Source organism: uncultured Corynebacterium sp. (assembly GCF_937999985.1).
Taxonomy (GTDB): domain Bacteria; phylum Actinomycetota; class Actinomycetes; order Mycobacteriales; family Mycobacteriaceae; genus Corynebacterium.
The window spans coordinates 1-10,782 of record NZ_CALLDG010000038.1; the positions used below are offsets into that span (position 1 = coordinate 1).

Genomic DNA, 10,782 nt, shown 5'->3' on the forward strand with positions numbered 1-10,782 from the left:
TTCAACAGTTCCGACTTTCCACTACCCGTCGCGCCCACACACAGGCCATGCGGCCCGATACCTCCCAGGGCGGATTCCTTGATGTCCAGGTACACCGGCGCACCAGAAAAACCGATGGGTGCGCGCAAGTCCCCGCCGGGCAGTTCCAGCAGTGAAGTGTTGGATTTCACGGTGGACCTGGCGCGGCAGATCTGCGCCAGCTCCACCTCGCTGAGCTGGTCGGCCACTCCGAAGGGCACCCAGCCGTCGACGGTCCAGGCGCTCAGCAGGCACCCGCCTGCGGCATTGTCCACCTGCAGCAACAGGCCGTGCCCCTTGGCGTTTTCCACCCATTCTTCACTCGGTTCCGTAACCACCGCGCCGGCGACCACAGGGCTCTCACCCGTGCAGAAGTGCACCTTGCGTGGACCGTCGTGCGGCAACCATTCCTCGAAAGGCCCGGTGATCCCGATGATGTCCGGATCCTGCATAGCCAGTTGCGCCTGCATGGCACGTGCTAGGCCAGCCGCCCCGTCGCCCAATAGCACGATGCAGTGGAAACTGGCCAGCTCCACAGACACCGGGGCTTCGATGGTGGCATAGCGCAGCGCGACCTCCCGCAGGCTCATAGCGCTGACCGGCTCCAGGTCCTCCGGCGGAGCATTCACCGGCACCTCCAGCGGATCATCCGGGGTCTGCACGGCGGTGCCGATGCGCACCACGCCCGGCTCGGCAGTCACGTCGGTGCCGGTGTGCACGTGCGTCCACAGGGCCTGCGGGTGCGGGTGGGCTGCCAGCATGCCCTGCAGCTGCTCGTCGTGGCTACGCTGCACGCTGTCCTTCAGCGCGTCGATATGCCGGTGGAACGAGCGCCGCGTCTCGTCCACATTCGCCCCCGGCTGGAACATCATCGCCATGCTGCCCAGCATCATCAGCGGAAAGATGAAGCTGATCGGGTTGCGCCCCGACCCGGAAAGCACCATGGCAGCCACCATGCCCACCACCGCGATCAGCATCACGGCAGGCATCAGCAACCTGATGAACGGTTGTTTGTCCTTCGGCAGCGTCGGCGGCGCCTGTGTTTGCATGGTTAAAAATCCCCCGGTTACCTGCTAGTCCCCAATTAATCCCCATCCAACCCCCTGGATGTGGTTTTTGATTCTAAACCTTTCCCGGACACCCCGCAGGGCAAGCGCGCTCGTCTCGCCTGGGTTACTATCTGTGCCGTGTAAGAAACACCGGCGGGGTCCAAAGGGGGGATCCTCGCTGCACACTCAATCGGGCACGGTATAAACGTGCACCACCAGGGGGATTTTCTACTGTGTTAGCTCTCAGCATTTCCGTGCCCGCGAAGGGCACCACCATCAACGCTGCCATCGCCGACCATGTGCCCGTCGCGGAACTCATACCGCACCTCGTGGATGCGGAACCGGGGGAACACTGGACCCTCCACCGGGCGGTCGGGCAGGTCCAGCCCCAACACACATTGGCGGAGGCCGGCGTGCGCCCCGGCGAGTCGCTAACCTTGCAGATCGCCACCGTTCCCGCCCCGCCAGCCGAGGCGGTCGAGGAGCTTTCCGGCCCCATCCCCGCCAGCCCCGCGGCCTGGATCGCCGCGGCCATCGTTGCGCTGTTCAGCCTGCAAGCCACCCCTGCGTGGCACCCTTTGGATAATCAGTTGGTTGGAGCTGGGGGCGTCCTTAACCTCAACCATTCGGCAGACACCGCAACGATCGCGGCAACCGCAGTGGTGGCACTGGCTACGGCGGCGGCTTCACTGCACCACCGCAACTTCACCTACCTGGCCGCGATCCTCGGCTTCGGGTTGGGGCTGCACGTGAATGTGCTGTGCGCATGCTTTGTGGCGGCTCTCATGGTGTGGCGCAGCGGCCCGGCGCGGATCGTGACGGTTACGTGGGTGGTGTTCGCAGCGGTGAATTTCTGGCCGGGGGTTACTCTGCTGCTGGCGATGTTCGCGCTGGCTTATTCGGGGCAGATTGCGATCGGTCTGGCGGGCATTAAGCTGCCAAAGGTGCCCGCGACTGGTGTGTTTACTCAGCCGACGACCACCCGAGCGGGCCAGGTGGTGGAGGTCCATTCCGCCCTGGTGGTGGCAATCGTGGCGGTACTGGGTGCGTGCGTGTACCAGCTGGCGCCGTGGGGTGAGCCGCTGAGCCTGTGGAGGGCGGCGCTGCTAGTGCTGGTGGCCGTACTGGGTGTGAGCGCGCGCAGCACCCGGCCGGTACATTCGGTGGCGCTGGCGGTGCTGTCCGCGATGACGATTCTGTGGTTGGCGCTGCACGAACCCTGGGGTGCGGCGTGCCTGGTGCTGGTTGGCCTGCCGGCGGTGCGCGTGCAATCGCCGATGTTGGGCCGGGTGATCGACATGGTGGAGGCCGTTGCATTCTGCCTGGCCATCCCCCTGGCGCTGCAGACCACGGGGATCTTCGAGGCGATTCGAGGTATCGGCTGATGATCATTCAGGATTCCTCGCCGCACGGGAACTGCCAGGAAGGCACCGTTGCGGCGCCGGGTACGGTGCCTTTGCCGGATATTGACGCCCCCTCGTACCCAGCGCTGCACGCCCTGTCCCGGGGCCGGGACGTGGACGTGGCTGTGATTGATACGGGCTCCGCCGGGCCGGGCGTGGTAGGAGACCGCGATTTTTGTGTGTTGCACGGATCCGTGGTGACCAGCGTGTTGCGGGCAATAGCGCCGGAAGCCAAGGTGCATTCGTTTAGGCATAACGCGATTGCCTCCCGGGCTGAGGGCACGGTGGAGGACCTGGTTCACGCGATCGACCGGGCACTAAAGGCGCGGGTGAAGATCATCAATATTTCGATGGTGGCCTGCGAGGATACGGCGGAGCTACGCGCGGCCATCGGCCGGGCGGAAAAGGCTGGGGTGCTGGTGGTGGCTTCCACGGGCAACACGGGTCAGTGCCCGGAGGGGGCGCCGACGTTTCCCTCCAGTCTGGATTCTGTGCTGGCCGTGGGGGCGGTGGCGCCGCGGGCGCAGGAGTTGGTAGCGGCTGGCGCAGGATCCAGTGCCGGGGCTGGTCCGGATGCAGCCACGAGGGCCAGCACCGGAGCGGATGCCGGGAAGGCGAACTCCGCCGACCAGGGGCGCGTGCCCGCGCAGTACAGCGCGCCGACGCACTGGGTGGATCTGTTCGCCCCCGGCGGGCCGGTGGAAGGGCAGGTGGACGTGCGCGGGAAGGTGCACACCATCGTCGGCAACCCCGATCCTTTCGAGGGCACCAGTTTCGCCGCGCCAGTGGTTTCCGGGACGGCGGCGTTGGTCTGGCAGATCGTCCCGCAGCTCAGCGTGCAGGAGGTCCGCGAGCTGCTGACCACCACTGCCACCCCTGGTGCAAGCGGACCGGGTCTGGGAAAGCAAATGCTGGTGATAAATCCCGCCACGGCCGTGGATAGGGCACTCGACTTGCGGGATGCGCGGAATCGCATTGGCAGCAACGGCAACCACGGCAACCATGCCAGCGATGACTCGACTGACTCTCACTACGAGCTGCAGACCGTCAGCACCCGGCCTCACCAGCCGGAGGTTGCCGACTACTCCGTGCCGGTTGTGCTCTCCCTCATACTGGCGCTGGGCATCATCGCCACGGTCGTCTGCCGGGCTTTCTCCGCAGACAAGAGGCCGCCGTCGGGCAGCGAGGCCACGCGAGCAAACTGAACCTCGTGCTCCGCGGTGAACCCCAGGGCGCGCAGCTCGGCCTGACTGCCCACGGAGTAGCGCACACCGTTATCGCTGACCAGCACGTATCCGCGCTCCGTCTTCAGTGCCGACGTGCCCCGCGGGCCGTGGAAGGCTGTTGGTTCGTCGGCGGTCAGCACGGCGCTGATTCCGGCTGAGTCCGCGCCCTGCCCGCCACCGGCACTGGCACCAGCACCAGCACCGTCACCATCCTCCGGTTCCGCCAGACCTTGCGGCCCCGCGCACACCATCTGCGGCTGCGCCCACGTCACGGGCTGCTCGTTGTCGAACTCCGGGATTCCCGTCAGCACGTCCACGCTCGGCTGGCGCATCACATCCACCAGCGGTGCTTCCACCGGCGGCACGGGGCTGCTGGCCAGGGCAAAGTCGCGCCGCGATCCCTTGACCTCCCCCACGCCCGCTCGGTCCACCAGAAACGCCCGGTCGCCAGACGTGATTACCCTGCCCGCCACGTCGAAAGGCGCGGGCATCCTCGTCTTTCCCGCCGGCATGGCGATGTCGGGGCTGCGACGGAACTGCTGGACCAGCCCATCACTGGCGGGCACCGCCTCCGTGCCGAAGGCCCGGGCTGCGTCTGGAGTTATGCGGGCGCGAGTGGTGGCGTCAATAAGCCAATAACCCGAAGGCGCAGCCAGCAGAGCGTGGCGGTGCTCCTTGATGCGTTCGACAGCCACCACAGTTCCCGTACCACCGTCCGTACGGTCGCAGTACAACCACTCGCGGTCCGGCGCGGCGACAAGCCCCGGCACCTGCGGAATGCCGATCGGCTGCCCCAACGGCACCTGAGATAGCTGCTCAGCAGTGGTTTTCTGCACCTCAACGGGCTGCTGCAGAATCAGCCGCGCGGAGGCGACGTTCGTGATCGGATGGTAAGAATCCTCCAAGCGCAGGTGCAGCGTCCCGGTTTCATCGGCCACCAGGTCGGCTCCGTCCAGGCTCGGCTGTGGGCGCAGTAGCCCCAGCATCACTGCGCCACCGGCGATCAACAGGCTCAGCAGCACGCCGACGACCAGCGCCCGCCGCTGGCTGCGCAGTGGATCATGAGCCATCCGCGGATCCCCAATAACCAGCGCGAGCTCGAGCCTGCGCAGCAGAAAGTTGAATCCAGATACTTGTATCCCCGTTGTGCGCATGGTTACTGCGCTCCCCCTTTGTTGTTTTTGTTGTTTCTAGCCCCCCGCTAGCGCGCTTAAGTATTCCATGGTTGAATTACTTGCGCGAGGCGAACCTCGCATTCGGGGGAATTTCATACTTTGGGGGTTGGGAATAATGGGTTCAGTGGCACTTTTTGCTGCCGATTCTGCCGACGCTGAGCATACTGCCTGGTGGACGTGGGTTCTATGCGGTTTGGTGGCGATCGGGTGCATCGGGGCGGGCTGGTTCGCCTTCGCCCGCAGCCGCGCCACCACGGACCAGGACACGCGCTGGTTCCGCCTGCTCTGCGTGCACGACAGGTTGTGGGGCGAGCCGTCGTCGCGGCGAATCTCTAGCGAGCGATTGGCCGGTGGTTTAGGTCTTTCTCTTGTGGACGCCACCCTCTCCACCGCAACCGTCCCCACCAAGCCTTTCGGCCGCGGCTGGTTGGGGGATTCCTCTGCCACTCTGGTGGGTGTGCCGGAGCACGCGGCGGCGCGGATGCCTTTTGCCGCCAGTGGGTGTGGGGTGTGGGCTCTGCCCGCGGAGGCTCCGCCGGTGGGCGCGGAGGTAGCCGGGCTGGCGGAGCAGTTGAGCGTTCCGGCTGCGCCGGGCTGGTTTATCGGGCTGACCGACGCGGGCGAATCCATGCTGGTGCACCCCATCCCCGGCGCGACTTTCGCGGTGTTTGGGACGAGCGCGCAGCTGCGTGCGCTGGAGGGGTCGATGAATTGGCCGGAGGAGCTCTTTGAGCTGCGCAGGTTCAGCGGTAACGCTGGCAGGGCGGGCGCGGTGGGCGTAGCGGACGCCCTGGGTGCGACGGATGCGCTCGTAGGCGATGAGGGGGCGAAAACTCAGGTGCTGTTCGTGGAGGTCCCCGCAGCTTCTCGCGACCCGCGCAACCCGCATAATTCGCGCAGCGGGAGTGTTGGCTTCGCTGCGGCAGAGGACGTGCTCGCCCAGGGGCGCGAGCGCCTGCAACGGCTGGGGTACCCCACGGTGGATGTGTACATCGCGGTGCCGCCGGTTGGCACGGGTACGATCCTGGCCCACGGAGAGCACCGGGAGTACTTTAACTTCTTCGCCGTCACGGCGCCCGCGCCGAGGCTGGCGCCGAAAACTGCGTCGCAGCCGGCGTCACAGAATACGCCGGTTGCCGCTGTGGCTGCGGCTCCGACGGCGGGTGCAGCCACTCCCGCGCCCGCTCGTTCAAGGCGTGCAAAGCATCGCCGCGCGAGGCCGAATGCGCACAAGCACCGCTTCCCTCACGGGGCAGTGTCCGGCTCTGCGGCTGGTCCCGCATCTACAGCGGCTGCTCCCGCCGACCCGCTCCCACTACCGACCGGCGAGCGCTTGGCGCGGGTCGTCAGCGCACGTTCCGCCAGCTCCTCGTCGGCCGGGTAATCCACCCGCACCAGGTTCAAACCGGCCGCCGGCGCGACCGGCACGGCCGAGCTGCGCTTCGTCTCCTTTAACAACCCCGGAGTGAAATCCTCCGGTCGCTTGCCCGACCCGACCGTCAGAGCCGCCCCCACTAGGGATCGCACCATCGACCAGCAAAAGGCATCCGCCGTGACGTGAGCCTCATAGGTCTGCGGTTCCGCCTCCGTGGAGACGTCCACCCAGCGAAACTCCTGCAGCTCCCGAACTGTCGTGGCCCCCTCGCGGGCCTTGCAAAACGCCGCGAAGTCGTTCAAACCGATCAGCGCGTCGGAGGCCGCCTGAGTCTTCCCCAGATCAATCGGGTGGCGCCACGCTGCCGTATCCCGCGCCCGCACCGGCACAGGCCCGGCCGGGTGAGTCGTCACGCGATAAATGTAGTGCCGGCGCAGCGCGGAGAAGCGGGCGTCAAAACCCTGCGGAGCAACACTCGCCCCGTGCAGCCGCACGTCCGCGGGCAACATGCGCGACAGGCGACGCACTAGATCCTCCGGGCGGGTCAGCGAGCGCTGCTCGAAGGCGTCCGCCGGGATGTCCGCGTGGCAGACCTGGCCGCTGGCATGTACGCCCGCGTCAGTGCGTCCGGCAACGACGAGCTCAATGGGATGGCGCGTGACCAGCGACAATTTCTCCTGCAGCACTCCCGCGACCGTGCGCAAGCCCCCGGACTGGGTGGCCCAGCCGTGGAAGTCCGTGCCGTCGTAGGCCACGTCCAGGCGAACGCGCACCAGCTCGTCGGCCTGGTTGGGCTGACTGGCCGGCGCAGCTGAGGGGGCCTGCGAGAGCTGCTGGGCCTGCGACGTTTCGGTCATGGGCGGGGCGCCTCCTTCAGATGGACGTTCGGCTAACTCGGCTAGCTGTTGCTGCTCAGCTGCTGCAATCGCCATGGGCACTGTGCGCGCCTTAGTCTAGTCTGCATGCAAGACAACGAATTCTCCGCCTCCACCCTCGACTCGCGCGCCCGCCGCCTAGTCGCGTGGGTCGCTGCTCTTAACGGGCTTGGCTTCGTAGTTGAGGTGACGGTTGCGCTGGTCATCGGCTCCGCCGCCCTTTTTGCTGACGCCGCAGACTTCCTCGAAGACACCCTCATCAACGTTCTGGTACTTACCGCCCTGGGGTGGTCGGTGGCCAGTCGGCGGAAGGCCAGCTACACACTGGCGGGGCGGATAGTGCGTTGGTTCAGGGTGCTTGGCTGGCGGCGCGCAATGATGCTGCGGCTAATGTGTTGATCCTCGGCGCCGGTGTGGTGATGATCTTCTGGGCCAGCGCATGGCCGGACATAGTGGTCGGCGTGGTGATCGGTCTGATTAACCTCTCGGCGGCAAAGGAGGTCTTTGAGCAGGCCCGTGCGGAGGAACCGGAGCTGGAGATGGACTAGGCGAACCGGCAAATGTCGCTAGAACGGGAATACGCGCGCCGCAAGGTAAACACCACCAAGATGAAAACTCTCTGACCTGCACTTTTACAAAACTGCAAATCGTTCGCATTAACGCATTCCCGTTCTAGCGACATTCAGCGCACAAACCCACCACAAACCTGCCCAAACCCATCTAAACCCACCACAAACCTGCCCAAACCCATCTAAACCCCCACCCCGCAAACGCCAACAGGCGCACCCTTGCCAGTTCGGTGACATCGGGGCCGGCGGACGCGGGTGGCGTCAATAAGTAAGCAACAAAAAGGCGGGCCACGAGCTACCCGATTGGGTAACCGTGGCCCGCCTCAAAGCTAGGCGAGAGCGCCGGACTTACTTGTCCTCAGCGGCATCTTCAGCCGTAGCCTCGTCGGCAGCCTCAGCAGCCTCAGCCTCAGCGGCCTTGTCGGTTGCGGTGTCAGCCTCGGCCTCTTCAGCCTTAGCCTCTGCAGCCTCGGCCTCTTCAGCCTTAGCCTCTGCAGCCTCGGCCTCGGCCTTCTTGGCCTTGGAAGCAGCAACGCGGTTAGCGCGCTCAGCCTCGGTGGAGGCCAGCTGCTCCGTCACCAGGGAGATCTGGGAAATCGGAGCGTTGTCGCCCTTGCGGTTCTCCAGCTTGATGATGCGGGTGTAGCCACCCGGACGGCCTTCGAACTTCGGAGCCAGCTCGTTGAACAGGTAAGCGACAACTTCCTTGTTCGGGATGAGCTTCAGCACGTTGCGGCGGTCCGCCAGGGTGCCGCGCTTGGCCTTGGTGATGATCTTCTCGACGTAGGGGCGCAGCAGCTTAGCCTTTGCGTCCGTGGTCTTGATGGCGCCGTGCTCAAACAGCTGAGCAGCGAGGTTGGACAGGATCTTCTTCTGGTGGGAAGCAGAACCGCCCAGGCGGGCGCCCTTCTTTGGGGTAGGCATTAGTTCTCCTCGTGTGGATCTTTAAATCAGTGAGCGCGTGCGGTTAACCACCGGGTTATTCCGCGATGTCCTCGCCCTCGGTGTCGATGAACTCGCCGGTCTCTGCGTCGTAGCCCTCGATATCGGTGATATCGAAGCCCTCCGGAGCGTCCTTCAGGCCCAGACCCAAGCCAGCCAGCTTGACCTTGACCTCGTTGATGGACTTCTGGCCGAAGTTGCGGATGTCCAGCAGGTCGGACTCCGTGCGTGCAGCCAGCTCGCCGACGGTGTGAATCTCTTCACGCTTCAGGCAGTTGTAGGAGCGGACGGAGAAGTTCAGGTCCTCGATCGGCATGCTGTAGGCAGCGATGTGCTCGCTCTCCTGCGGCGACGGGCCGATTTCGATGCCCTCTGCTTCGTGGTTCAGCTCCTGGGCCAGACCGAACAGCTCCACCAGGGTCTTACCTGCGGATGCCATAGCATCACGGGCGGTGATGGAGTTCTTCGTCTCCACGTCCAGAACCAGCTTGTCGAAGTCCGTGCGCTGTTCCACACGAGTTGCCTCGACCTTGTAGCTGACCTTCAGGACCGGGGAGTAAATCTGGTCAACCGGGATACGTCCGATCTCAGAAGAAGCTGTAGCAGCCGGAACGTAGCCGCGGCCACGCTCGACAGTCATCTCGATCTCCAGCTTGCCCTGCTCGTTCAGGGTGGCGATGTGCAGGTCCTGGTTGTGGACCTCCACGCCAGCCGGAACCTCAACGTCGGCACCGGTAACCTCGCCCGGGCCTTCCTTACGGATGAACATCGAGACGGGCTCGTCGGAGTCGCTGGACAGAACCAGGGACTTGATGTTCAGGATGATGTCGGAGACATCTTCCTTCACGCCCGGAATGGTGGTGAACTCGTGGAGCACACCCTCGATGCGCAGGGAGGTCACTGCTGCGCCCGGGATGGACGACAGCAGGGTCCGGCGCAGGGAGTTACCCAGCGTGTAGCCGAAGCCCGGCTCCAGTGGCTCGATGACGAACCGGGAGCGGGAATCGTCGATGAACTCTTCCGTGAGCGCGGGGCGCTGTGAAATGAGCATTGTTTAAGCTTCTCCTTTTTCGGCGACCGCTATATGACGCCGTTAGGGGGACTACCGCCACCAGGTTTGGTAGACGGTGCGGACGGTAGAAAACCGCGTTTGGTGTTCTATCCGAAGTAATTCTAACGAATAGGTTCGTCAGTTTTACTTCGAGTAGAGCTCGACGATCAGCTGTTCCTGCAGCGGAATGTCGATCTGAGCGCGCTCGGGCAGCTGGTGCACGAGGATGCGCAGAGTGGACGGTACGACCTGCAGCCAAGCAGGAACGATCGTATCGACCAGGGCTTCCTGAGCCTCTTCGAACCACAGCATCGAGCGGGACTTCTCACGCACGTCGATGATGTCGTACTGGGAGACCTTGAAGGAAGGAACGTTGACCTTCTTGCCGTTCACGGTGAAGTGACCGTGGGAAACCAGCTGGCGAGCCTGGCGGCGGGTGCGTGCCAGACCTGCGCGGTATACAACGTTGTCCAGGCGAGACTCCAGCAGGATGACCAGGTTGTCACCGGTCTTACCCGGGCGACGGTTGGCCTCTGCGTAGTAGCGGCGGAACTGCTTCTCCAGAACGCCGTAGGTGTACTTCGCCTTCTGCTTCTCCTGCAGCTGCAGGAGGTACTCGGACTCCTTGATGCGAGCACGGCCAGCCTGCCCCGGAGGGTAAGGGCGACGCTCGAAGGAGTTGTCGCCGCCGACGAGGTCGACGCGGAGGCGACGGGACTTACGGGTTACGGGGCCGGTATAACGAGCCATTTTTGATCCCTAATCCTTTCTTCTCTTTAGACGCGACGACGCTTCGGCGGGCGGCAACCGTTGTGCGGCTGCGGGGTGACGTCGGCAATGGTGCCAACCTCAAGGCCCGCGGTGGACAGGGAACGGATAGCGGTCTCGCGGCCGGAGCCCGGACCCTTCACGAAAACGTCAACCTTCTTCATGCCGTGGTCCATTGCCTTGCGGGCAGCGGACTCGGCAGCCATCTGAGCGGCGAAGGGGGTGGACTTACGGGAGCCCTTGAAGCCGACGTGGCCCGAGGAAGCCCAGGAAATCACAGCGCCCTTCGGGTCCGTGATGGACACGATGGTGTTGTTGAAGGTGGACTTGA

9 protein-coding genes and 2 pseudogenes are annotated in these 10,782 nt (G+C 64.7%); 4 read left to right on the forward strand and 7 right to left on the reverse strand.

The features are described 5' to 3' along the window. Nucleotides 1-1,067 (reverse strand): annotated as a pseudogene (locus Q0331_RS01665) (cell division protein FtsK); the annotation flags it as partial. Between the two features lie 233 nt (nt 1,068-1,300). Between Q0331_RS01665 and Q0331_RS01670 the strand changes: the two are divergent. Together Q0331_RS01670 and Q0331_RS01675 are read left to right on the forward strand one after the other, a co-directional pair. Beyond that, a complete protein-coding gene (locus Q0331_RS01670; RefSeq protein ID WP_298074308.1) occupies nt 1,301-2,452 on the forward strand; it encodes an EsaB/YukD family protein in 1,152 nt (383 codons plus the stop codon). Then, nucleotides 2,452-3,339: pseudogene (locus Q0331_RS01675) on the forward strand (S8 family serine peptidase); the annotation flags it as partial. The gene Q0331_RS01670 and the pseudogene Q0331_RS01675, both read left to right, overlap by 1 nt. A 212-nt stretch (nt 3,340-3,551) precedes the next feature. Here the strand turns inward: Q0331_RS01675 and eccB are convergent. After that, nucleotides 3,552-4,850 carry a type VII secretion protein EccB gene (gene eccB, locus Q0331_RS01680; RefSeq protein WP_298074309.1) on the reverse strand — a complete coding sequence of 433 codons (1,299 nt, stop codon included), beginning with the start codon at nt 4,848-4,850 and terminating at the stop codon, nt 3,552-3,554. Between the two features lie 1,266 nt (nt 4,851-6,116). Beyond that, entirely contained in the window at nt 6,117-7,103 is a 987-nt protein-coding gene (gene truA / locus Q0331_RS01685; protein WP_298074311.1) for a tRNA pseudouridine(38-40) synthase TruA, read from the reverse strand. 105 nt (nt 7,104-7,208) lie between these two features. On the opposite strand from truA, the gene Q0331_RS01690 reads away from it, so the two are divergent. Both Q0331_RS01690 and Q0331_RS01695 read left to right on the forward strand, forming a co-directional pair. Then, the gene (locus Q0331_RS01690; RefSeq protein WP_298074313.1) at nt 7,209-7,520 is read left to right on the forward strand and encodes a hypothetical protein; all 312 of its coding nucleotides are present in this window, start codon (nt 7,209-7,211) and stop codon (nt 7,518-7,520) included. Beyond that, complete coding sequence (locus Q0331_RS01695) at nt 7,514-7,669, forward strand: hypothetical protein (protein WP_269460637.1); 156 nt, start codon at nt 7,514-7,516, stop codon at nt 7,667-7,669. The genes Q0331_RS01690 and Q0331_RS01695 overlap by 7 nt, the downstream gene beginning before the upstream one ends. A gap of 369 nt (nt 7,670-8,038) precedes the next feature. Here Q0331_RS01695 and rplQ read toward each other — a convergent pair whose 3' ends face one another. The 4 genes from rplQ to rpsK form a co-directional block, all read right to left on the reverse strand. Beyond that, nucleotides 8,039-8,614 (reverse strand): 50S ribosomal protein L17, encoded by a 576-nt coding sequence (gene rplQ, locus Q0331_RS01700; RefSeq protein ID WP_298074316.1) that lies wholly within the window; start codon nt 8,612-8,614, stop codon nt 8,039-8,041. A 55-nt stretch (nt 8,615-8,669) separates the two neighbouring features. Then, on the reverse strand, nt 8,670-9,683 hold the full coding sequence (locus tag Q0331_RS01705; RefSeq protein WP_111711904.1) for a DNA-directed RNA polymerase subunit alpha: 1,014 nt from the start codon (nt 9,681-9,683) through the stop codon (nt 8,670-8,672). A 144-nt stretch (nt 9,684-9,827) separates the two neighbouring features. Continuing rightward, nucleotides 9,828-10,433: a 30S ribosomal protein S4 gene (gene rpsD, locus Q0331_RS01710; protein ID WP_005291869.1), complete on the reverse strand. Its 606-nt coding sequence runs from the start codon at nt 10,431-10,433 to the stop codon at nt 9,828-9,830. A gap of 26 nt (nt 10,434-10,459) precedes the next feature. Further along, a partial coding sequence (gene rpsK / locus Q0331_RS01715) for a 30S ribosomal protein S11 (protein ID WP_298074319.1) occupies nt 10,460-10,782 on the reverse strand: 323 nt, incomplete at its 5' end.